18 protein-coding genes are annotated in these 23,472 nt (G+C 40.0%); 4 read left to right on the forward strand and 14 right to left on the reverse strand.

All coding sequences use genetic code 11. The features are described from left to right. Positions 1–38 precede the first annotated feature (38 nt). The 7 genes from ACTB0Y_RS08950 to ACTB0Y_RS08980 all read right to left on the reverse strand — a co-directional run bounded on the left by ACTB0Y_RS08950 (position 39) and on the right by ACTB0Y_RS08980 (position 8,754). Positions 39–653: a hypothetical protein gene (locus ACTB0Y_RS08950; protein WP_463206474.1), complete on the reverse strand. Its 615-nt coding sequence runs from the start codon at positions 651–653 to the stop codon at positions 39–41. Continuing rightward, a complete protein-coding gene (gene rpoN, locus ACTB0Y_RS08955) occupies positions 654–2,105 on the reverse strand; it encodes an RNA polymerase factor sigma-54 (protein WP_463206475.1) in 1,452 nt (483 codons plus the stop codon). 59 nt (positions 2,106–2,164) lie between these two features. After that, positions 2,165–3,604 carry an asparagine--tRNA ligase gene (gene asnS, locus ACTB0Y_RS08960; protein WP_463206476.1) on the reverse strand — a complete coding sequence of 480 codons (1,440 nt, stop codon included), beginning with the start codon at positions 3,602–3,604 and terminating at the stop codon, positions 2,165–2,167. A 29-nt stretch (positions 3,605–3,633) separates the two neighbouring features. Then, positions 3,634–5,112 (reverse strand): cysteine--tRNA ligase, encoded by a 1,479-nt coding sequence (gene cysS / locus ACTB0Y_RS08965; RefSeq protein ID WP_463206477.1) that lies wholly within the window; start codon positions 5,110–5,112, stop codon positions 3,634–3,636. A 138-nt stretch (positions 5,113–5,250) separates the two neighbouring features. Next, on the reverse strand, positions 5,251–6,111 hold the full coding sequence (locus tag ACTB0Y_RS08970; protein WP_463206478.1) for a toxin-antitoxin system YwqK family antitoxin: 861 nt from the start codon (positions 6,109–6,111) through the stop codon (positions 5,251–5,253). A 328-nt stretch (positions 6,112–6,439) separates the two neighbouring features. Continuing rightward, positions 6,440–7,465 carry a UDP-3-O-(3-hydroxymyristoyl)glucosamine N-acyltransferase gene (gene lpxD / locus ACTB0Y_RS08975; protein WP_463206503.1) on the reverse strand — a complete coding sequence of 342 codons (1,026 nt, stop codon included), beginning with the start codon at positions 7,463–7,465 and terminating at the stop codon, positions 6,440–6,442. Positions 7,466–7,539: 74 nt separating this feature from the next. Further along, on the reverse strand, positions 7,540–8,754 hold the full coding sequence (locus ACTB0Y_RS08980; RefSeq protein ID WP_463206504.1) for an HD domain-containing protein: 1,215 nt from the start codon (positions 8,752–8,754) through the stop codon (positions 7,540–7,542). 159 nt (positions 8,755–8,913) lie between these two features. Here ACTB0Y_RS08980 and rimP point away from each other — a divergent pair, with 159 nt between their 5' ends. Genes rimP through infB form a run of 3 tightly spaced genes read left to right on the forward strand, consistent with a single transcriptional unit; the run spans position 8,914 to position 13,576 of the window. Continuing rightward, positions 8,914–9,378, forward strand: a complete 465-nt coding sequence (gene rimP / locus ACTB0Y_RS08985) for a ribosome assembly cofactor RimP (protein WP_463206479.1) — start codon at positions 8,914–8,916, stop codon at positions 9,376–9,378. Between the two features lie 12 nt (positions 9,379–9,390). Next, positions 9,391–10,626 carry a transcription termination factor NusA gene (gene nusA / locus ACTB0Y_RS08990; protein WP_463206480.1) on the forward strand — a complete coding sequence of 412 codons (1,236 nt, stop codon included), beginning with the start codon at positions 9,391–9,393 and terminating at the stop codon, positions 10,624–10,626. A gap of 58 nt (positions 10,627–10,684) precedes the next feature. Continuing rightward, the gene (gene infB, locus ACTB0Y_RS08995; RefSeq protein WP_463206481.1) at positions 10,685–13,576 is read left to right on the forward strand and encodes a translation initiation factor IF-2; all 2,892 of its coding nucleotides are present in this window, start codon (positions 10,685–10,687) and stop codon (positions 13,574–13,576) included. Positions 13,577–13,668: 92 nt separating this feature from the next. Here the strand turns inward: infB and queA are convergent, their stop codons facing one another. The 5 genes from queA to ACTB0Y_RS09020 are packed head-to-tail and all read right to left on the reverse strand — an operon-like array spanning position 13,669 to position 17,387. After that, positions 13,669–14,718, reverse strand: coding sequence for a tRNA preQ1(34) S-adenosylmethionine ribosyltransferase-isomerase QueA (gene queA, locus ACTB0Y_RS09000; protein WP_463206482.1), 1,050 nt, complete (start codon positions 14,716–14,718; stop codon positions 13,669–13,671). Further along, the gene (truB, locus tag ACTB0Y_RS09005) at positions 14,715–15,443 is read right to left on the reverse strand and encodes a tRNA pseudouridine(55) synthase TruB (RefSeq protein WP_463206483.1); all 729 of its coding nucleotides are present in this window, start codon (positions 15,441–15,443) and stop codon (positions 14,715–14,717) included. Before truB ends, queA begins: the two co-directional genes overlap by 4 nt. A 2-nt stretch (positions 15,444–15,445) precedes the next feature. Then, the gene (locus ACTB0Y_RS09010) at positions 15,446–16,231 is read right to left on the reverse strand and encodes an undecaprenyl-diphosphate phosphatase (protein WP_463206484.1); all 786 of its coding nucleotides are present in this window, start codon (positions 16,229–16,231) and stop codon (positions 15,446–15,448) included. A gap of 11 nt (positions 16,232–16,242) precedes the next feature. Then, complete coding sequence (locus tag ACTB0Y_RS09015; protein ID WP_463206485.1) at positions 16,243–16,497, reverse strand: DUF3098 domain-containing protein; 255 nt, start codon at positions 16,495–16,497, stop codon at positions 16,243–16,245. An 11-nt stretch (positions 16,498–16,508) separates the two neighbouring features. Continuing rightward, the gene (locus ACTB0Y_RS09020; RefSeq protein WP_463206486.1) at positions 16,509–17,387 is read right to left on the reverse strand and encodes a cell division protein FtsX; all 879 of its coding nucleotides are present in this window, start codon (positions 17,385–17,387) and stop codon (positions 16,509–16,511) included. 317 nt (positions 17,388–17,704) lie between these two features. Between ACTB0Y_RS09020 and ACTB0Y_RS09025 the strand changes: the two genes are divergently transcribed. Continuing rightward, positions 17,705–19,162, forward strand: a complete 1,458-nt coding sequence (locus tag ACTB0Y_RS09025; RefSeq protein WP_463206487.1) for a sensor histidine kinase — start codon at positions 17,705–17,707, stop codon at positions 19,160–19,162. Positions 19,163–19,337: 175 nt separating this feature from the next. Here the strand turns inward: ACTB0Y_RS09025 and ACTB0Y_RS09030 are convergent, their stop codons facing one another. Next, the gene (locus ACTB0Y_RS09030; protein WP_463206488.1) at positions 19,338–19,910 is read right to left on the reverse strand and encodes an HDIG domain-containing metalloprotein; all 573 of its coding nucleotides are present in this window, start codon (positions 19,908–19,910) and stop codon (positions 19,338–19,340) included. Positions 19,911–22,575: 2,665 nt separating this feature from the next. Next, a complete protein-coding gene (locus tag ACTB0Y_RS09035) occupies positions 22,576–23,469 on the reverse strand; it encodes a sulfotransferase domain-containing protein (protein ID WP_463206489.1) in 894 nt (297 codons plus the stop codon). Positions 23,470–23,472 lie beyond the last annotated feature (3 nt).

Raw genomic sequence — 23,472 nt, forward strand, 5'->3', positions numbered from 1 at the left:
TTCGCACTGAAAAGCGTTATATATGTTGTGAAGAACAATTAAATTGGATAAAGATAAATTGTAGAAAGCATCACTATAAAACCAAGCAAAAACCCTCCGGCGACCTGTTTAATGGTATGGGCTCCCAAATAAAGCCTGGCTGTACCAACAAGTCCCATTGCTACAACGGCCTGTATAAAAAACTGGGGATTATTGGCATGATATAAATCGGAAAGGGCCAATATCATACCAATCATTCCGCCTAAACCCGCTATATGAGCAGATATTTTCCATTTTACTGTAATGATGGATATTAAAAATACAATCAGGAAAGCTCCAAAAATATAGGATGCAATAAAGCCCGGTGCATTCAGCCGATGCAAAGTAAACCACGAAAAGAAATAAAAAATTGCTGTTACAAGAAATGGCACAAAACGCTCTTGTGTTTCCGTCATTTCAAGAGATTTAATCACTTTACGAAGTAAAAACAATGACAGCATAATTACAGGTAACAGGAATGTACTGACAAAAACTATCAGGTAGGTTACGTCCCGTCCTTGTTCGGGCATCATACTCATGTAATACGATGAGGTGAAAATAACGAATACACCCATTGTAGGCATCAGTACCGGATGAAATATGATAGATATGGCTTTGGCTAGTAACTTATACATTTATACTTCCTTTCTCAAACGAGCTACGGGAATATCGAGTTGTTCCCGGTATTTGGCCACTGTACGCCGTGCAATTCTATACCCTTTGTCTTTCAAAATATTTGTCAGTTTCTCGTCAGTCAGTGGCTTACTTTTACTCTCTTTGGTAATACAATCCTTCAAAATATTTTTTATTTCCCGGGTCGACACCTCTTCTCCATCCTCTGTTTGCATGCCTTCAGAGAAGAATGATTTAAGTGGAAATATACCAAAGTCGGTTTGGATATACTTACTGTTGGCCACGCGGGAAATGGTAGAGATATCGAGCCCGGTTTCTTCTGCTATATCTTTCAGAATCATTGGTTTGAGCTTGCGCTCATCTCCATCCTGGAAATATTCATACTGATATTCCAGAATTGCATTCATTGTGAGCAAAAGTGTAGCCTGCCTTTGCTGAATGGCGTCGATGAACCAACGGGCTGAATCCAGTTTTTGTTTCACAAAAGTTATAGCTTCTTTATCTTGCTTGGTGCGACTTTTTTTATCCTTGGCAAAGGCCTTGAGCATATCGGCATAAGTTTGGCTTACATGCAATTCAGGAACATTACGGGAGTTAAGAGTTAACTCAAGCTTTCCGTTATTATTATCAAGTAAAAAATCAGGGATAATAGCATGCACATTGGCTGAAGAAGGGTCGCTAAATGCTCCGCCGGGTTTGGGGTTCAAATGTAAAACTTCGTCCAAAGCCTCTTTGAGCTGGTCTCTGGTAATATTGAGCCGCTTAATTATTTTCTCGTAATGTTTTTTGGTAAACTCTATGAAGTGATGGCGCAAAATTTTCTCGGCATGTACTATCGACTCTTTATCAAAGTCTTTGCGCTCAATTTGCAGAAGCAGGCATTCCTGCAAATCTCTTGCCCCAACACCAGGTGGGTCGAGTTCCTGTATTCTTTTTAGTAGTTTATACAAATCGTCTTCCCTGGTGCGAATTCCCTGCGAGAACGCCAAATCATCAACTATGCTTTTCAGATTGCGTCTCAAGTATCCATCATCGTCTATATTGCCAATGATATATTCTGCCAGTAGGCGTTTATCTTCATCAAGGCTTACTTTCAAACTAAGCTGATTGCGCAAAAACTCATGAAACGATGCCCCTTCGGAATAGGGTATCTCTTTGTGCTCATCGTCTTTTGAATAATTGGAAGCCTGAAGCCTGTAATTTGGTATTTCATCGTCTTCTATGTAATCGTCCATAGAAAATTCATCCCCACTATCATCATCCTGGTAATCATCATCCTGCTGGTAGTCATCCTCATAATTTTCATCGCCTTCTTCGAGTGCAGGATTTTCTTCTATTTCTTTTTTAACCCGTTGCTCAAGCTGCAACGTAGGAACCTCCAACAGTTTAATAAGCTGAATCTGTTGCGGAGATAACTTTTGCAATAATTTTTGCTGTAGACTTTGCTTAAGCATGGGTTTTCTTTTATTCTATTTAACGCTTATCTTTTGATTTGGTTTGTAGCTAAAAATAATTAAAATTCTGCATTTTTCGGGAAACGGGGGAAAGGAATTACATCCCTGATATTGGTCATTCCGGTGACAAACAGCATAAGTCGCTCAAAACCAAGACCGAAGCCAGCATGTGGCACGGTACCATATTTTCGTGTATCGATAAACCACCACATGGTTTCTTCAGGAATATTCATTTCCTTGATCCGCTTCATTAATTTATCGTAGTTTTCTTCGCGCTGCGAACCGCCAATTATTTCACCAATTTGTGGGAAAAGCACATCCATGGCGGCAACCGTTTCGCCATCATCATTCTGCTTCATATAAAAAGCTTTAATACCCTTTGGATAATCGGTAATAATCACTGGTTTCTGAAAATGTTTTTCTACCAGATAGCGCTCATGTTCTGACTGAATGTCAGCGCCCCAATCTTCGATGACATAACTGAATTTTTTCTTTTTGTTGGGTTTGGAGTTTTTCAGAATATTAATGGCATCTGTATAAGTAATGCGTTCAAAATTATCCTCCAGCACAAACTTAAGTTTGTCAATAAGTGGCATTGACCGTTCATTTTGCGGCTTTTGCTTTTCTTCATTTGTCAAACGTTGCTGCAGAAACTCCAAATCTTCCTTACAATTATCCAGAGCATAACGTACAAGGTATTTCAGCATTTCCTCTGCCAAATCCATGTTGTCGTGTATATCTGCAAAGGCTACTTCAGGCTCAATCATCCAAAATTCAGCGAGGTGACGGCTGGTATTACTGTTTTCGGCTCTGAAAGTGGGTCCGAAAGTATAAACCTGCGAGAGGGCCAGGGCAGCCAGCTCTGCTTCAAGCTGACCAGAAACGGTTAAGTTTGTTGCCTTACCGAAAAAATCTTTGGAAAAATCAATCTCTCCCTTATCTGTTCTGGGTGGATTCTTCAAATCTAGTGTAGTAATTTGAAACATCTCTCCGGCACCTTCGGCGTCACTTCCGGTAACAATTGGTGAATGTATATTGTAGAATCCGCGATCGTTGAAAAATTTGTGTATGGCAAAAATCATATGGTGACGCACCCTCGTAATTGCGCCGAACAGGTTTGTACGAAAACGCAAATGTGCGTTTTCTCTTAAAAACTCCAGTGTATGCCGTTTGGCTTGAATAGGAAAATGGTCCGGATCGGCTTCTCCAAACACCTCAACGGCGTGGGCCTGTATCTCATTAATTTGCCCTTTACCCTGCGATTCCACAAGCTCTCCAGTTACTTTGAGTGATGCTCCACTATGAATTCTTTCAGTAGTTTCAGCCGGAATTTTTTCTGCATCGGCCACGATCTGCATATTTTTCAAACACGAACCATCGTTTAATGCAATAAAAGATACATTTTTACTTCCTCTGATGGTTTTTACCCATCCCATTACGGTTACTTCTTTCCCAAACTCATTTGACTCTATGAGTTCACTTATGCGGATTCGCTTCATATTCTATTATTTTTCGTTATTTCTTTTCTTTATTCTATTATTTCCCACTCAAAGCCGTCTTTTTTGTCTTTTACAACCACTCCAATTTCTTTAAGCTGATCGCGTATTTTATCGGCTGTAGCATAATCTTTATTGGCCTTGGCTTCGCTACGCAAATTAAGTAGTAAATTTAGAACTTCTTCAAACTTTTCATCAACAGTTCCCTGTGCATTATCTGTTTCATTGGTAAGGCCCAGTACATTAAACACAAATTCGTTGATAAATTTTTGCAATTTATCAAGATCGACTTTTGTGGCGGTTTGATGTCCATCGTGTATTGCATTAATCCATTTAACGCCTTCGAACAAATGAGCCAATGCAACCGGAGTATTCAAATCATCCTGCATGGCACCCCAGGTATCGTTTATAAGCTTACCTGCATCAATTGTGGATTCGTTGGCGGGTTTGAGTCTGGGCAATAAGTCTATTGCTTTCATCAAACGCTCAAAGCCTTTTTGAGCAGCCAGTAATGCTTCATTGCTAAAGTCAAGCGTGCTGCGATAATGAGCCTGAAGCATAAAAAACCGCACGGTCATAGGTGAATAGGCTTGGTACAGAAGTTCATGTTTTCCGGTAAAAAGCTCATTCAGGGTAATAAAATTACCAAGCGATTTGCCCATTTTTTGGCCATTAATGGTAATCAGGTTGTTGTGCATCCAGTAATTCACTGATTCTTTTCCGTACGCTCCCACACTTTGGGCTATCTCGGCTTCGTGATGGGGAAATTTCAAATCGGACCCGCCGCCGTGTATGTCAAACCTTTCACCGAGGTACTTGGTGCTCATCGCTGTACATTCCATGTGCCAGCCGGGAACACCATCGCTCCAGGGTGCTGCCCATTGCATCAAATGCGTCTGGTCTGCTTTCTTCCACAAGGCAAAATCGGCACTGCTTCGTTTCTCTGACTGGCCTTCAAGCTCCCGGGTATTTTCAAGCATATCTTCAAGTTTGCGCCCTGAGAGTTTACCATAATCATGGTCTTTTGCATATTTCTCTACATCGAAATAAACCGAGCCTTCTGCCTCATAACCATATCCTTGTTCAACAATTTTTTTTACAGCATCTATTTGTTCCATAATATGACCAGTGGCACGGGGCTCTATGCTTGGTGGTAGTGTATTGAGTTGTTCCATATTTTTATGGTAACCCACAGTATACTGTTGCACAATTTCCATGGGTTCTAACTTTTCAAGACGTGCCTTTTTCTCAATCTTATCTTCACCCTCATCAGCGTCATCTACAAGGTGTCCAACATCTGTAATATTACGCACATAACGAACTTTATAACCTAAATACCGGAGATAACGAAACAGTAAATCGAAAGTAATGGCCGGACGGGCATGTCCCAGGTGAGCCTCTCCATAAACTGTGGGGCCACAAACATACATACCCACATAACCGGGAATTACGGGTTTAAAAACTTCTTTTTTTCTGCTCAGTGTATTGTAAATTGTAAAATCCTGCGACATAGTTGCCTATTTGATTATTTTGGATTAAACCACAAAATTATAAAGCTTCCGCAATATTTGCATGAATATTACGGGATAATTTCAATTAGGTTGAATTAGAATGGGTTTGTGGATTAATATTTTGCCAATTTATTCGTTTTAATTGGCAGATGAATTTTCAGTTGAAGTTGTATCTTGCTTTGTGTAATCAATAATCCTCACCACTTTTTTATCTTCAAGTATTTTGGTCATATACCTTTGACCATTGACATCGTAAAAATGCCATTTGCCGTTATACAATTCACCATCTTTAAAATATCCGCGCTGCAGAAGCAACCCTGTAGGACCAATTTTTCGATATTGTCCGGTAAAAAGTAATTTTTTCGATTTTTTCTTCACAATTTCACCACCCGGTTTCTCACCTTTCTCAAAACTTTTGCTTTCTGTTTTTTGGTAATTTCCCTCTACAAAAATTTTCTCCGACTTTACAGTGCCATCTTTAAAATATTCACGAAGTGTTCCAGTTTTCTTGCCATCTTTCCAGGTTCCATTAATCATCAGATCACCTGTTTCGTAATAATAATTTTGCTCACCAATGCGCTCTCCTTCATTGTTATAGGTAAACTCATAAGAAAGATTCCCATTTTCATGATAATACCGATATGCTCCAACCCAGTGTTTTAGCACCCAATTTCCGTCTTCCCGGATATTACCACTCTCATAATAAAAACGAGCCGGGCCAATAGTTTTCCCGTGTTGATAGGTAACTTCATGTTTACGAGTTCCGCTTTCGTAATATTTAATCCACAATCCTTCACGTTTGTTATTCACAAATTCACCCTTCATTTTTATTTTTGTGCGGGCATCATCGTAAAAGTAAATCCACTTACCTTGCTTACGCATTTGCGGATCAACACGGTTTACGGTATCTTCATTATACAACTCATATACCTGTGCATTGCTTTGGAAACAAGCTACAATAAAAAGTAGCAGAAAAGAGATATGAATAAACCTGTACATAGGCGGTTGGTTGTTCAATTATTTAGTCTTTGCAAGAAAACAACAAATACTGCATCGGTCTGGTTTTTGAAACAATATTCCCGGGAATTGAGACTTATTGGTTTCAATAACCTGCACCACCCTTCGGTCGCCGGAGGCTTGCCGCAGATGTTACGCTAAAGGATCAGGCGGCACGCGGTCAAAGGCTTCCGATTTCATCGGAACAGGCCTTGCTCCGCTGTCCGCGTTCGCTGAAGCTATAGCGGAAGCGAAAGCGATGCGAAGGCGATGCTTTGTATTTATCCTTTTTTTATCAAAAACTGAAAATTCCATAGTTTTCTTGCTGGCACTATTTAGTATCGAGTTTTTTCTCTATGTCGTTCAATCTACGCCAAAGATCTGGCAAATTTTTATATACAGCCATTGACTTCCTTTCGCGCAAATAACTTATTGCAGGGGAGCCAAGTACTGTTTCATTTTCTTTAATATTGCCACTAATACCGGCCTGTGCGCCTGCTTTTACGTTATCGCCAATAGTAATATGTCCGGCTAATCCGACCTGGCCGCCAAACATACAATCCTTACCTATTTTCGTAGAACCGCTAATACCCACCTGCGAAGCCATAACAGTGTGGTGACCTATTTCCACATTATGAGCAACCTGAATGAGGTTGTCGAGCTTCACGCCCTCCCGGATAATGGTTGAACCCATTGTAGCTCTATCAATACAGGTATTTGCGCCAATTTCCACATGATCTTCAAGAATTACGTTTCCAATTTGTGGTACCTTTTGGTAGTTTTCGCCTTTTTTGGGGGCAAACCCAAAGCCATCAGCTCCTATAACAGCACCAGCATGAATTGTAACCTGCTTACCAATAACACAATCGTGGTATATTTTAACTCCAGGATAAATTATTGTGCCCTCGCCAATGGTTACATTATCTCCGATATATGCTTGTGCATGGATTTGCACGCGATCTCCAACCTTTGAGTTTTTTCCAATTACGGCAAAAGCATCAATAAAAACCTTGTCGCCTACCTTTGCAGTATCATCAATTTTACTCATTGAATCAACACCCTCCGGCACGGGCTTAGCCTGTTCATACATACTCAGCAATGTCGCAAATGCATGATAAGCATCCGGTACTTTTATGAGTGTGGCTTTGATGGGCTTTTCCGGCTTAAAATTCTCATTAACAATTACTATACTGGCATCAGTATCATAAATATGAGTTGTATATTTAGGGTTAGATAAAAAACTTAACGTGCCGGGTTTGCCCTGTTCAATTGGTGCTACATTGCTGACTTTCACATTGCTGTCTCCTTCAACGTTACCCTGAAGCGCTTCTGCAATTTGAGCTGCTGTAAATTCCATCATTGGATTAATCTTTTATTTAGCTATGGTTTCAATTACCTCTCTCTGTTGTCTTCACAACAAAAGTAATAAAATTAGGCCAATTCCCGCGGGAAGCACAGGAAGTATTTTTTCACGGTTTGAGACAAAATTTCATGGTCGAACATGTCTGACACATCAGCCAAATCTGACGTTGAGCCATCTTTGTTTAAAACTTTAATTATTCCACTATCGGGTTTATATGCATTGTTGGTTAATATGTCAGAAACCACAAAATACGAGGCTTCTTCGGGTGCAAGTTGAAATATTTTTGAAACCTGTTCTTTTAACATATCAACTTCCGCATCACTAAAAGGTTTGCTTTGAAGTCTGATTTTAAACAAATTGCGCTGCATATACATCGAACACAAACGACTGAGCACCGGATCATCGTCATGCTGCCATATTTTTAATGATACCGTCATATCATCGTCATCGAGCATGGCAAAATTTTCAAGCATTTCTTCACTTAGGTCAAAGTGTTGCTTTGCCAAAAAATAACTAAAAGCCGGCGGGCCCCACAATTTTTTACCTTTCATGGTAAGTTCACGGGCCCGTTTAATAATATTACGAAGCAACATTTCAGACGAAACCACTGTTTTATGCAAATAAACCTGCCAGTACATCAACCGGCGGGCTACCAAAAATTTCTCCACCGAATAAATACCCTTTATATCAACTACTAACTCATCATCAATTACATTGAGCATTTTTATAATACGATCGGTACTGATGACTCCCTCAGAAACTCCGGTAAAAAAACTATCACGCTTCAAATAATCGAGCCGGTCAGCATCGAGTTGTGAACTCACCAACGCATGTAAAAATTTATGTTTATAGGAACCGGTAAATATTTCTATAGCTTTATCCAGGCCGCCATTATATTTACGATTAAAAAAACGCATATATGCCAAAGAAAGCTCTTCGTGCCGTAAATTGGGCACAATGAGGTCCTCCAGTGCATGTGAAAAAGGGCCATGGCCGATGTCGTGCAACAATATAGCAGTTAAAACAGCTTCTGACTCCTCGTCAGTAATATTCACGCCTTTATCTCTGAGCACAGACAAAGCGGTATTGGTAAGATGAAAACTTCCCAGTGTATGCAAAAATCGTGTATGTGTAGCACCCGGATAAACAAGGTAACTCATTCCAAGCTGCCTGATACGCCTGAGTCTCTGGAAATAAGAATGGTGTATTATTTCGTAGAGTCGGCCGTCTGGTATATTAATAAAACCATATACAGGGTCATTTAATATTTTTCGGTTTCGAATAATTCCCATAAGATTGGACTTTTAAAATTGAAGATATAAAGTTAAAATCATTAATTTTCAGACAAATATTTTTTTTGTTTTTATTTATTTGTATTTTTGCATCGTAAAAACGGAAGAAAAAAGTTTTGGGGGGCAATTGTCCCCTAATTTTTTACCATTATGTTAGACAAGAACAACATCACGAAGATTGTAAATGAAGCCATTGAGGGCAGCGATAGTTTTTTGGTGGATATAAAAGCAACCAATGACAACAAAATCTTCGTATACATAGACAGGTTCGACGGAATGCCTGTTGATGAATGCGCCAGGGTCTCAAGGTTTATAGAATCTAAACTCGACCGCGACGTAGAGGATTTCGAATTACAGGTATCTTCACCCGGGCTCGACCAGCCGTTTAAGGTTATTGAGCAATATGAAAAATATAAGGGGCAGGAAGTCAGGGTAATTTTAAAAGACGGTACCACATTTGAGGGTAAAACTACTCAGGTTCAAGAAAATGAAATTACCATAGAGCATGAAGAGACCTATAAAGAACCCGGCAAAAAGAAAAAAACAAAAAAAATAAATAAAGAGGTTTTATCATTGGATAATATAGCCTCAGCGAAAACAATCATTCGTTTTTAAAATATTAAAATCATGCAAAACGTAAATTTGATTGATACTTTTCTGGAATTTAAAGAGCTCAAGAATATTGACAGGGCTACCATGATGCGTGTTTTGGAGGATGTTTTTCGTAATGTTTTACGTAAACATTATGGTGGCGATGAACACTTCGACATCATTATCAACATTGATAAAGGTGACTTCGAAATCTGGCGCAACCGCGACGTTGTTGCAGACGATGAATTCGAAGATGAATACACCCAAATTAAACTATCTGATGCCAAAACAATTGATGAAGATTACGAAATAGGAGAAGAAGTGACCGACGAGGTTACTATAGAAGATTTTGGACGCAGAGCTATACTTTCTATACGCCAAAATTTAACCTCCCGTATTCTGGAACTGGAAAAAGAACATATTTTTGGAAAGTACAAAGACCGCATAGGAGAAATCATTACCGGAGAAGTTTATCAGGTTTGGAAACGCGAAATCCTTATTATAGATGATGAGGGCAATGAGCTTATTCTACCAAAAGAAGAGCAAATCCCATCAGATTACTTCCGCAAAGGCGATAGTGTGCGTGCTGTTGTAATTAAGGTGGAATTTAAAAACAACAACCCATTCATTATTCTTTCGCGCACAGCTCCCGAGTTTCTGGAACGACTATTTGAACTGGAGGTACCCGAAATTTTTGATGGACTCATCACTATTAAGAAAATTGTGCGTATGCCCGGCGAACGAGCCAAAGTTGCCGTCGAATCATACGACGATCGCATCGATCCGGTAGGAGCCTGTGTGGGGATGAAAGGTGCCAGAATACACGGTATTGTGCGCGAGCTGAGAAACGAAAATATCGATGTAATTAATTATACCAATAATTTGCAACTATATATCTCCAGATCACTGAGTCCGGCAAAGATATCGAGCATTAAGATTGATGAAGACAATAAAAAAGCTGATGTTTACCTGATGCCAGACCAGGTTTCATTAGCCATAGGTAAAAGCGGTAGCAATATCAAGTTGGCAAGCCTGCTTACAGGTTATGAAATTGATGTTTACCGTGAATTGGCAGAGGACGACGAAGATGTGGATCTGGAAGAATTCTCAGATGAAATTGATGGTTGGGTCATTGACACACTGAAAGGTATAGGTTGCGACACAGCCAAATCGGTACTCGAAATACCAAAAGAAGAACTCTTGTCAAGAACCGACCTCGAAGAGGAATCGGTTGATGATGTTCTCAAGATATTAAAGTCTGAATTCGAATAATTTTGGAGAATTATTAATAATTCCTATTATATTCGCAAAATAAAGTTAAGGACAATATATGACACAAGGCAAAAAGTCGATACGTTTAAGTAAAGTTGCCAAGGAATTAAATGTGGGGATTTCGACCATTATCGATTTCTTTAAAAAGAGAGATCTTGATATTCAGGCCAATCCTAACACAAAAATAAGTCCGGAGGTATATGATATGCTGGTGGCTGAATACAGCCAGGACGGAAAGATGAAAAAAGAATCAGAGAAACTGAGTCTTGGAACACATCGGTCCAACCCGGAAGTGGTGACTATCGACAAAAAAGACGAAGATGCAGATGACGATGAAGAAGATGGTGATGAGGTTATGATTAAAGACCTAAGCTCAGGTAAAACCGCATCGGCCGAGAAAACCGAAGAAGAGAAAGAAAAAGAAAAACCAGAGGCAAAACCCAGTCCTGAAAAGCAGGAAAAGCCAACAAAAGAAGAGCCTGAGAGTAAGGAAGAAGAAAAACAAGGTACGCAACCTAAAGTTGTTGGGAAAATTGACCTCGGGAACGTAAAAAAGACACGTCCACAGAAAAAGGCAGAAGAAAAACCTGCTGCCAAAAAGGAACAAGGCAAAGCCAAATCTGACAAAGCAAAACCGGCCCAGCCCAAACCCAAAGAAACGCCTAAGGCTGAAACAAAAAAGCAAAAAGAAACGCCTCAGCCAAAAAAAGCCAAACCAACACCCAAGTCTGCCGCACAGGAAAAACCGCAAAAGGAGCCTGAGAAAAAAGCAACTCCCAAAAAGCAAGAAAAAGATAGCGACTTTATAGCCTCCAAAGTTGAAAAGCTTTCCGGGCCCACGGTAGTTGGCAAAATCGACTTGCCTAAAGAACAGCCTAAAACCCATGATGACCCACGCAAAAAGAAAAAGCGCAGGAAACGCATCCGTAAAGATAAAGTTGATGTAAATAAAGAGCGCAACGATAATAAACAGCGTCAAAAGCAACATACTGAGAAAAAAGATTTTCCAAAGAAAAAAAGGAAGAAAAAACCCAGCAGACCGGAGGTTAATGACGAGGATGTACAAAAACAAATTAAAGAAACCCTCTCACGCTTAACCTCAAAAAGTAAAAGCAAAGGGGCAAAATACCGTCGCGATAAGCGTGACGCCGTTCAACGTAAGCAAGAAGAAGAGACACATCAACAAGAGCAGGATAAGAATATCCTTAAGGTTACTGAATTTGTTTCGGTAAATGAGCTTGCCAACATGATGGATGTACCAGCCACGAATGTTATTTCAACCTGTATGAATCTAGGGCTGTTTGTTTCCATTAACCAGCGCCTCGATGCTGAAACCATGTCGCTTGTTGCAGATGAATTTAACTACAAAGTAGAATTCGTTAGCGCCGAAGTCCTTGACGCTATTGAAACAGAGGAAGAGGACGCCCCGGAAGAACTGGTGCCACATCCGCCAATTGTCACAGTAATGGGTCACGTAGACCATGGAAAAACATCATTACTGGACCACATACGTAAAGAAAATGTAATTGCCGGTGAAGCCGGAGGAATTACACAGCATATTGGTGCCTACAATGTAAAACTGGACGATGGCAAACGAATTACATTCCTTGACACGCCGGGTCACGAAGCATTTACAGCAATGCGTGCCCGCGGAGCCCAAATTACAGATGTAGCCATTATCATTATTGCTGCTGACGACAGCATTATGCCCCAAACAAAAGAGGCCATAAACCATGCTCAGGCTGCAGGAGTACCGATTGTATTTGCAATTAATAAAATTGATAAACCGGGTGCAAGCGCCGAAAAAATTAAAGAAGAACTCTCCCGAATGAATCTTTTGGTTGAAGAGTGGGGTGGAAAATACCAATCGCAAGATATTTCAGCCAAAAACGGAGTTAATATCGAGGAACTATTAGAAAAAGTTCTACTCGAAGCCGAATTACTCGACCTTAAAGCCAACCCGGACAAAAAAGCAACCGGAACCGTTATAGAAAGCTCACTCGACAGAGGTCGTGGATATGTAGCAACTGTGCTTGTACAAGCTGGAACCCTCAAAATCGGGGACATTATTTTGGCAGGATCCTACTATGGCCACATAAAAGCCATGTACAACGAACGTGGTTCACGAATAGAAGAAGCAGGGCCGGCCGTTCCGGTCCAAATCCTTGGTTTGAACGGAGCCCCGCAGGCAGGAGATAAGTTCAACATCATGGAAAGTGATGCTGATGCCAAAGACATTGCCAATAAACGTGAGCAATTACAACGCGAACAAGGACTACGCGCACAAAAACACATTACCCTTGATGAAATTGGCCGACGTATTGCTATAGGAAACTTCCAGGAACTCAATATCATTGTAAAAGGTGACGTGGATGGTTCTATTGAAGCGCTTGCCGACTCAATGATTAAACTTTCTACCGAAGAAATTCAGGTAAATGTAATTCACAAAGGTGTTGGACAGATTTCAGAATCAGATATTCTGCTTGCTGCAGCATCAAACGCCATAATCGTAGGATTCCAGGTACGTCCGTCATTGGCTGCTCGTAAACTGGCTGAAAAAGAGGAAATCGACATTCGTCTGTACTCAGTAATTTACGATGCCATAAACGAGATTAGAGCCGCCATGGAAGGTATGCTTTCGCCAGACATTAAAGAGGAAATAACTGGTACAGCAGAAATCCTTAACGTATTTAAAATAACCAAAGTAGGAAAAGTAGCCGGTTGTATAGTGCGAGAAGGCAAAATACGCCGCAATTCCAGAATGCGACTGATTCGCGAAGGCATTGTGGTTTACACCGGAGAACTTGGTTCACTGAAACGTTTCAAAGACGACGTTAAAGAGGTAGCATCCGGATACGAATGCGGCCTGAATATCGAGAATTTTAACGATATTAAAGTGGGCGACATGGTTGAGTCGTTTATCGAAGTTGAAGTGAAGAAAAAGCTATAAAATAAGCTCATATAAAAAAAAACCTGGCGCATTAGCGTCAGGTTTTTTTAGCTTATAAAGCTAAATAGGCTTTGCTGTAAAGCATAAATATTTTACAAAATCAGCATAGCATCACCATAAGTACCGAACCGGTATTTCTCCTTAATGGCCGTCTGATATGCATCTTTAATCAGGTCATATCCTCCAAAGGCACTTACCATCATTAGTAATGTTGATAATGGTAAATGAAAATTGGAAATCATACTGTCGGCCACACTAAATTCATAGGGCGGAAAAATAAATTTATTGGTCCAGCCGTCGAATGGTTTTACCATACCATTTGTAGAAACAGAACTTTCGAGTGTTCGCATCACCGTGGTTCCAACTGCACAAATCTTACTCTTACGCTCACGCGCACTATTAACGATATTAGCTGCATCTTCTGTGATTAGAATCTGTTCCGAATCCATTTTATGTTTTGTCAGGTCTTCGACCTCAACGGTTCTGAAATTACCTAAACCCACATGGAGGGTTATAAAACCAAAATTAACGCCCAATATCTCCAGGCGCTTCATCAACTCGCGGCTAAAATGCATACCCGCAGTAGGAGCAGCAACAGCGCCTTCGTGTTTTGCATAAATAGTTTGATACCGTTCCCGGTCTTCTTCTTTTACATCACGTTTAATAAACTTTGGAAGTGGTGTTTCACCATGAGCGTAAAGGGTTTTCTTAAATTCCTCGTAAGGCCCGTCGAACAAAAAACGCAAGGTTCGTCCACGGCTGGTGGTATTATCAATAACCTCTGCTACCAGGGAATTATTCTCACCAAAATATAGTTTATTTCCAATACGAATTTTACGAGCTGGATCTACTAACACGTCCCATAACCGCTGTTCGCGATTTAACTCACGCAGCAAAAAGACCTCGATTTTTGCACCTGTTTTTTCCTTATTGCCATACAAGCGGGCAGGAAAAACCTTGGTATTATTAAAAATCATGGCATCATCCTCTTTGAAATAAGTGAGCAAATCTTTAAAAACTTTATGCTCAATTTTACCTGTATCGCGGTGAATAACCATCAAACGGGATTCATCACGATTATAGGCAGGATGCAGAGCTATTAGCTCTTCTGGTAGTTTGTAATTAAACTGCGACAACTTCATAACTCACCAACTTTATATTTGTTTAATCTATTAATTTTATCAATATATTGATCCAGCGTCCAGGCGTCTTTCAATGTGAATTGCCCTATGGCTGTTCTGGTTAATCCTTGTAAATAAGCACCACTATTGAGTTTTTGGCCAAGGTCGTGGGCAAATGACCTAATGTAAGTACCTTTGCTGCAATTAATACGTACTTTAAGGTGTTTTGGTTCAAAATACTGCAAATCAATTTCGTGAAAAAACACTTTTTTTGATTTCAATGTCACATCAATATTCTTTCTTGCATATTCATAAGCCGGCTTTCCATTGACTTTTTTGGCTGAAAAAGCCGGCGGCATTTGCATTTGTTCTCCTTTAAACCCCTTGAGGGTTTCAATGACCAAATCCTCTGTAATATGTTCCACCGGATACTCCTGCTCGATTTCTGTTTCCAGATCATAAGAAGGAGTGGTTGCACCGAGATCAATTGCGGCCAGGTATTCTTTGGGTGCATCTTGTATGGCTTCAATCATTTTTGTGGCTCTGCCAATACAAACTATGAGCAAACCATCTGCCAAAGGATCGAGCGTACCCGCATGCCCTACTTTTATTTTTTTTATTTGCAGGGCACGTGTCAGGTGCCACCTGATTTTGTTTACCACATCAAAAGAGGTCCATTGAAGCGGCTTATTAATTAAAACCACCCGCCCTGATTGGTATGTTTCACGAATTGTTTCCAGTTCCATATTTACCCCACAATAATTGCTATACTTCCAACAAACACACAATACACTGCAAACCAAATAATTTGGCCTTGTCTCACAATATTAATCATCCAACGACACGCCAGCCAACCGGATAAAAATGCAGCTATAAATCCAACCAGCAAAGGCAATGTATCTATTTCATTATTCGCGGTCATTTCTCCACTTACCAAATCGAGCAAATTTTCACCAAGTATGGGTATCAATACCATAAGAAAAGAAAACCGGGCAATACGTTTTTTATCTACGCCCAACAACAATCCGGTGGAGATAGTAGCACCCGAACGGCTTATACCTGGCAAAACGGCCATTGCCTGGGCCAAACCAATTATAAAGGCGTTTCCGGCTTTTATTTCCCGTTTTCCAGTTCGCCAAAAATGGGCAAAGGTAAGCAGTGCGGCTGTTACAAATAGCATTGATCCTACAAAAACCAAATTTTCTCCACCAAAAAACTGCTCTACATAATCTTTAAAAAACAATCCGATAATGGCGACAGGAATCATTGAGACGACAATGTAAAACACATATTGCGTCTCTTTATTCCACTGAAATTTAAAGGTTCCGGTAATTATTTCCACCAGGTCACGCCTGAAAACCACAATGGTGCTCAAAACTGTAGCTCCGTGTACAGCCACGGTAAACATTAAGCTCTCGTTGGCCTGTACGCCTAATACATGTTTTCCGATTTCGAGATGCCCACTGCTTGAGACAGGCAAAAACTCAGTAAGACCCTGGATCAACCCCAGAATCAACGCTTCAATCCACTCCATTTTTTCTACCTCTATTGATCCGCTGTCTTTTTGGGTTTACGCATTATGGCCCACATAATATAGATAAATCCGGCCAGCACAACTATTGGTGCAAGGGTAATGCGGCGAAAAGAAAAGATTTCGCGACTAAATTCGGCTGGATTGTCAGATCCACCACCCATCATTAGTAAAAAACCAATAATGACAACTCCAAACCCGATAAGCAAATGTTTGTAGCTCTCTTTTGGGATGGCAAATGTAAGTTTGTTTGATTTTTTTTCGGCCATTGTATATGGATTTAAAAATATAGTTTATCGGTACTGATTCGTAAATACTTATTCACTGCAAATAAGGTTGAAAAGAATGAGATAATAATCCCTACAACAATAATTCCACTTGTTAAAATTCCCATCACAAATGGGTCTGTAAAAACGCTTATTTCAGGGAATTCATTCCCTACAAGGTATATTACCGCAAACAACATTGCATTGGCAAACAGCCCACTATAAACACCGTGCAAGGCACTGGTGCGGAGAAAAGGCCCTCGTATAAAGTAGCTCGTAGCACCCACCAACCGCATAGTATTGATAATAAAACGTTTTGAATACACAGATAATCGTATAGTGTTGTTGATTAAAACAATGGAAATAAACAGCAACAATGCCGCAAATCCGAGGAGTATGAAACTAATTTTGCGAATATTCTCGTTCATAAGATGCACCAGCGACTTCTGATACCAAACCTCCTTAATTTGTGGAAACTTCAGCAATTGACGCTCTATCTTACGTATGCTGTCGTTATTGGCATACCTGGCAATTAAATTCACATCTATAGAAACGGGTAAAGGGTTGTATCCAATAAAATCGATAAAATCTTCACCCAAATCTTCCTGCAACTCTTGTGCAGCCTCGGCTTTACTAATGTGTGTGGTAGATTTTACAAAATCACGTGATTCAATAACTTTTTGCAACCGAAGCACATCGGGCTCTTTTACTTCATCTTTTAAAATAATGCTAAACCCAATATTCTCACGCACATAGTCTGACAATTTTTGAGCATTAAGCAATAAAAGCCCCATTATACCCAACATGAAAAGCACGAGGGTAATGGAAACTACCGTGGTGATATATGAAGTTCTTAACCGTCTTTTAGATGATCTTTCCTCTCTGGGCTTCATGGTTTTGGTTTACCTATTAATTTTAAACATGCCAATGGGCATGATAAGCTAAAGTTTACAAAAATACACGTAAAGTCCAAAAATACCAACCAAATAGCATGTATTTTCAATGAACTAATTATTTAACACTTACATGATAATTGACTGACCATATTTGCTCAATTACAGTATTTTTGCCTACAATAACTGCCTCATTTTTAACTTAAACCTTAAAAACCCCTTAATAATACGTGGACATTTACTCATCGCAATGCATATATTGTAGGCGGCTAGCAGTTATGAACCTTGCTGTTTTCCACGAAACCAAATGTGAACCTATGGCACAAAATGAAAATTTAGATTCTCTGTTTGCCAGGCTCTCTTTTGAGGCTCTGTTCCTTTCCAAAAAAGGAATTTGTATTGCCCAAAATCAGGCTGCCAGGGATCTTTTTGGGTATACGGATGATGAAGCCATTGGGCGGCCGGGAACAGATTGGATACATCCGGACGACAGGAAGCTTGTGGCCAAAAAAATGCAGGAAGATTTTGCACAACCATACAAAGTACTGGCCATGCGAAAAGATGGAAGTACATTGCCTTGCGAAATTCAGGCAAAAAACATTGAGCATAATGGTCAAAAAATAAGGGTAACAGCGTTAAGGGATATTACAAAACAACAAATTATAGAAGATAAACTCAATGAAAAAATCAGGGAATTGGATGTAATTACACACTCGATACCCAACTCAATATGGAAGGCTAAAATTACAAACGATGGCGAAATAACGGAAACCTATATTTCAGGTTCGGCCGATCAGTTACTAAATTTGCCGTCGGGCACCATAAACAATGACTGGAAAAAATATTTAAGCTATTTATTACCTGAATATAATGCATTGATAAAGGAGACCATACAAGCCGGCGTAGAAAACCCCGGTAAAACACTCACCGTGCGCTATAAAGTAAAAAAAGGTGATGGCACAATTGCCTGGTTTTCTTCCAGTGGCAAAGCAGAACAACGGGATAATGATATGTTTGCCTACGGTTTCACCTATGACATTACTTCTGAAAAAGAAAAAGAAGATAAGTTACAGGATCTCATGGCCACAAAAGACAAGTTTTTCAGTATTATATCGCACGATTTACGTAATCCATTTACAGCCTTTATGGGCTTTAGCGAATTAATGCTCCGCCAGGTCGAAAAAGGTCAATACAACAACATTGAAAAGTATGCCCGCGCCATTTATTCCACTGCTCGTAGTGGAGGTGAACTGCTTTCGAACTTACTGGATTGGTCGCGCTCACAAAGAGGCAAAATTAGCTTCAAACCTGAAAAAATTAATATACATGATTTGTTCCACGCTGTATTGATGTTTTTCGAAGAACCAGTAAAAAGTAAAGAAATAAAAATTGAATCTACCATTGCATCGGATATATCACTTGTAGCCGACTACAACATGCTTAACACAATTCTACGAAACCTGGTCAGCAATGCCATTAAGTTCAGCTATCGCCAAAGCTCTATTACAATCTCTATTACGCAAAACATCGACATGGTTATTCTAAAAGTACAAGATCAGGGAACAGGCATTGAGCCCGAAGCTCAGGCGAAACTTTTCCAAATAGACACCAATCAGTCCAACCCAGGTACCGAAGAAGAAAAAGGCACCGGCCTTGGGCTAATTCTGTGCAAAGAATTTGTTGACCGCCATAATGGAGAAATCGAGGTTGAAAGCGAGCCCGGAAAAGGCAGCATCTTTGTAGTTAAACTCCCTGCCGAGCAGCCAAAATCATAGAAAATTGCCCAACCGAAGCGACCTTAACTATCGGTTTCGGAAAATCAGCGACGCATTGTGCTGAGCTTGTCGAAGTTGTTGCTGAGCTTGTCGAAGTATCGCGTGGAACGTCTCTCAGGCCAGCATTGGCCACAACAATTGCAGCAGTGAAATTTTCAACGCAGGTAAGGACAACTTATGCCAAACGCCCGTCCAGCTCCAACTGATCAGCAATTTTGGCCATACCTTCGATGGTGAGGGTAATAATCTGGCTCAACTCCATGTCCAACATTTCGGAACCACGTTCGATGATGGAACGGTCTATTTTGGCGGCAAAACGTTTATCTTTCCACTTTTTCTTTACGGATTTGGCCTTCATGTCCAAAATACTTTTCGAGGGTCGCACCAATGCCGAAGTTGTAACCAATCCGGTAAGTTCATCAATGGCGTAAAGCGTCTTTTCCAGCAGAGTTTCCGGTTTCACATCGGTGCAGATTTGCCAGCCGTGACTCATTACAGCACGAATGTAGTCTTCGGGCCAGCTGTTTTCTTCCAGGATTTTTTTGGTCATGGTACAATGCTGCTCCGGGTATTGCTCATAATCCAGGTCGTGAATAAGACCAATGACGCCCCATTTTTCTTCATCTTCGTTAAAATGCCGGGCAAAATGCCGCATGGTGGCTTCCACAGCCAGCGCATGTTTAATAAGGCCGGGATTCTGGTTATACTTCTGTAAAAGTTCAAATGCTTGTTGACGGGTGGGTTGCATGTTGCTCTTTTAATTTTTGGTTAGAAAACAAAGTTAACGTTTTCCGGGCTATTCTTCAATCCTTAATGATTCTAAAAATTTAAGGCCTTTGAGTGGCAAGTGGGATCAATTGCGGACATTAAAGCAACCGTTCTCTTCGATTCGCGCTCCCCCAAAGAGCTACTCAGTGAACTACTGTAATATTATAAATTTAGAATTATGTCACTCCAATGGTCATTGAGGTTGAGCGAATCGAATGGCCAATGAGTAGCAAGTGGGATAGATTGAGCGTATCGAAATGGCCGTTTTTTCTCGCAACGAACGCAACGATTCCCTTTCAAACGCGATGTACTAACTTCCCAACCAATTAACCAATTAACCAATCCACCCAATCAACTACACACACCCGCCAACTTTATAAACAACTAAATCCACGAAAAGCACGAAAAAAACCTAACCAGTAAGAAGTATGAAGCAGGAATTCAAAACAATATAGCTAAATGCATGTAGCGATTCTTTTTCGAACGCAACGCACAAATTTCCCAACCAATTAACTAATTCCTCCAATCAACTACACACTCCCACAAACCTTAGAAACAACGAAATACTCGAAAAGCACGAAAAAAATACCTAACCAGTAAGAAATTAAGAACCATGAAGAGGGCATTAAAAACCATACAGCAATATAACAATATAGCAAAACACTCGCAGCGATTCTCTTTCGAACGCAACGTACAAAACTCCCAACCAATTAACTAATTAACCAATCAACTCAAATACCTGCTACCCGCCAAAACTCTCGCCAACTTTTTATCGAAGTAACCTGAAACTTGAAACATGAAACATTGAACCTGAAACATGAAAAAGACCTCTCGCAGAGTCCCGCAGAGTACACCGCAGACCTGTCTGCCGAAGCATCGCCGAAGGCAGAGCCTCGCTAAGAACCTCCGCGAAACTCAGCGCAAAACTTCGCGAAACTCAGCGAAAAATAAATCCAAGAATTCCACGAATGGACACGAAGAAATATAGCCATTAAACAATTAAGAAAAATTAAGCAGCGTATCTGTTACCTACGCCAAACAATATAACCATATAGCAATATGACAATAACATACCCATCAACCCAATTACTCAATCTACTCCACTTTGAACGGCGCCCGTTAAAAATTCCGGCAAGCCATTGCCCGAAGCAACCAAAAATAATTTCACGCCACGGACGCAACGATTATCGCAACGAACGCAACGATAAAAAAACCTCTCGCAGAGTCCCGCAAAGTACACCGCAAAGTCTCGCTAAGAAACTCAGCGAAACTCAGCGAGAAAAAATACGTACCAAGCATTCAGAGTTGTCATTGCGTAGGAATGAAGAAGCGATCTGTTCCAATTAACCGCAGCGGAAGTTTGATAGAGATTCCTTCGCTGGCGCTCGGAATGACGCATCACTGATTTGGGGTGTGTACAATTTCAAGTGTACATGTAAAGTTGTAGATTATAATCATGATACAGAATGAAAAAAACTCCGCGAAACTCAGCGAGAAATAAATCCACGAATTACACGAATGTACACGAAGAAGCTTTTAACTATTAAGCAATTAAGAAGTACATTTGCTATCTAAGCCACAATATAACCATATAGCAATATGACACACCAATCAACTCAATTACTTAATCCACTCATTTAACCCAATCACTTAATTAACTCAATCAACCCAATTACCTGCTACCCGCCAAAATCCTGGCAAACTTTTATCGAAGTAACCTGAAACCTGAAACCTGAAACCTGAAACATGAAGCCCGAAAAAAACTCTGCGCAACTCAGCGAGAAATAAATCCACGAATTACACGAATGGACACGAAGTAGCTTTTAACCTTTAAGTAATTAAGAAAAATTAAGAAGCGTATCTGCTACCTACGCCAAACAATATAACCATATAGCAATATACCCCACCAATCAACCCAATCACTTAATCCACTCAATTAACCCAATCACTTAATTAACTCAATACCCAATTACCTGCTACCCGCCAAAAACCAGAAAAGCCTTTGCCCGAACCAACCTGAAACCTGAAACCTGAAACCTGAACCATTAAGAAATGAAGACAAATGAAGAAGCGCATCTGTTACCTTCGCCAAACAATATAACCTTATAGCAATATGACAATATAACATACCCATCAACCCTATACACCCAACCTATAAACATCCAAACCGACAAACCCAATAACCTAATCACTCAATCCACTTCATCAACTCAATTAACTCACTCACAAACAACGAAAACCACGAAAGGCACGAAAAAAACTAACCATTAAGAAATGAAGACAAATGAAGCAGTGCACCCCCGCACACACTTGTACACCATCAACTCAATTCACTTAATCAACTTAATCACTTAATTACTCATTTACTCAATCACTCAATAACTCAAACAATTTACCTCCTCGCTACATCGCTATTGCTCTTACTATCTTTTGGCCAATTTCGGAATTAGCGGTGCGTTGCGTATAAACAATGGCTATTCAAAACATTTGGCTTTTCAATAAAGTGCTGACCATCTGCAACTTGAAGCTGCAAGGTGTTTTGCAAAGGTAATACAGCTCCCTTCTAATGGCTCAAAAGATGCTGATTTGCCGAAGGTGGGACGAGGGAGAGTAGGAGGAAACAGGGAGAAGAAGAAAGCCAGCAATTATGATTCTTTATACCAATGGCTTAAATTGAGCCCGGTTTCTTTTTCCAATTCTTGAATCATTGGGTAAAAATGGTCATCGAGAATTTTCTTATGTTCTGGTTTTAATGGTTCGTAGGTTTGTTTGCTTTTATTAAACTCTATCATTGAATTTCCAATACGCGTAAACCATTTGTAAGGCAAAAGCCACTTGGCAGCCTTTTTTACAAGATTGTTGTTATTCCGCAAACTTGTAAGTATAGCAGAAATTTTAGATGATTTGGCTTTTCCTGTTTTATTATGAACAACCTCTGTATTGGGTGTAAAATTACTATCAACACCTATCCATTCGAAAATATCCTTACATACCTCAACCGGTTGCTGTTTTAACTTGTCAAAAGTTATAATTTTAACCTGTTGGCGGGGAAAATATTTCCATATTATGTTCAAATGTTTATGATATTGGCTTAATCCGATAAAAAGGCGGTAAAGCCTACTTCTATTTTTACCTAGTCTGACATCTTTTATTAACTCATCAAAGTTTTTTTTCAACCAGCCATTAGCCAATTCCATGTTAAAGGCAGAATATGTGCGTGCTGTGGGATTTCTTATTATAAAAACAAGCTTACAATCGGGATTATGTTCATAAAGCCGCTTTATGGCAGTTTCATTATAGGACATTCCAACTGCCTTCGCTGCTACTTTTTTGTACGTTTCAATATTCCCTTCGGTAAAGTATTGGTTAAATATTTCCTTATACTCCTTTTCATATATATTATCAGTAATGAAATAAGGAAATTCAGTACTTAAATGCCCAAGTATCTGCGGATGCTCATTTAAATAGTTCTTTAAAGAGGTGGTGCCTGCTTTTTGAGCACCGATTATCATAATGTCAACTTTTCTAAATTCTTTCATAGT

The sequence above is a fragment of the Salinivirga sp. genome (assembly GCF_055145285.1).

Coding starts and splice junctions, on each gene's coding strand:
- truB (WP_463206483.1), bottom strand. CDS start 15,443: ATGGAACTGGAAACAATTCGTGAAACATACCAATCAGGGCGGGTGGTT.
- ACTB0Y_RS08970 (WP_463206478.1), bottom strand. CDS start 6,111: ATGTACAGGTTTATTCATATCTCTTTTCTGCTACTTTTTATTGTAGCT.
- ACTB0Y_RS08950 (WP_463206474.1), bottom strand. CDS start 653: ATGTATAAGTTACTAGCCAAAGCCATATCTATCATATTTCATCCGGTA.
- cysS (WP_463206477.1), bottom strand. CDS start 5,112: ATGTCGCAGGATTTTACAATTTACAATACACTGAGCAGAAAAAAAGAA.
- asnS (WP_463206476.1), bottom strand. CDS start 3,604: ATGAAGCGAATCCGCATAAGTGAACTCATAGAGTCAAATGAGTTTGGG.
- infB (WP_463206481.1), top strand. CDS start 10,685: ATGACACAAGGCAAAAAGTCGATACGTTTAAGTAAAGTTGCCAAGGAA.
- queA (WP_463206482.1), bottom strand. CDS start 14,718: ATGAAGTTGTCGCAGTTTAATTACAAACTACCAGAAGAGCTAATAGCT.
- ACTB0Y_RS09030 (WP_463206488.1), bottom strand. CDS start 19,910: ATGCAACCCACCCGTCAACAAGCATTTGAACTTTTACAGAAGTATAAC.
- ACTB0Y_RS09025 (WP_463206487.1), top strand. CDS start 17,705: ATGGCACAAAATGAAAATTTAGATTCTCTGTTTGCCAGGCTCTCTTTT.
- ACTB0Y_RS09015 (WP_463206485.1), bottom strand. CDS start 16,497: ATGGCCGAAAAAAAATCAAACAAACTTACATTTGCCATCCCAAAAGAG.
- rimP (WP_463206479.1), top strand. CDS start 8,914: ATGTTAGACAAGAACAACATCACGAAGATTGTAAATGAAGCCATTGAG.
- ACTB0Y_RS09020 (WP_463206486.1), bottom strand. CDS start 17,387: ATGAAGCCCAGAGAGGAAAGATCATCTAAAAGACGGTTAAGAACTTCA.
- nusA (WP_463206480.1), top strand. CDS start 9,391: ATGCAAAACGTAAATTTGATTGATACTTTTCTGGAATTTAAAGAGCTC.
- ACTB0Y_RS09010 (WP_463206484.1), bottom strand. CDS start 16,231: ATGGAGTGGATTGAAGCGTTGATTCTGGGGTTGATCCAGGGTCTTACT.
- lpxD (WP_463206503.1), bottom strand. CDS start 7,465: ATGGAATTTACAGCAGCTCAAATTGCAGAAGCGCTTCAGGGTAACGTT.
- rpoN (WP_463206475.1), bottom strand. CDS start 2,105: ATGCTTAAGCAAAGTCTACAGCAAAAATTATTGCAAAAGTTATCTCCG.
- ACTB0Y_RS09035 (WP_463206489.1), bottom strand. CDS start 23,469: ATGAAAGAATTTAGAAAAGTTGACATTATGATAATCGGTGCTCAAAAA.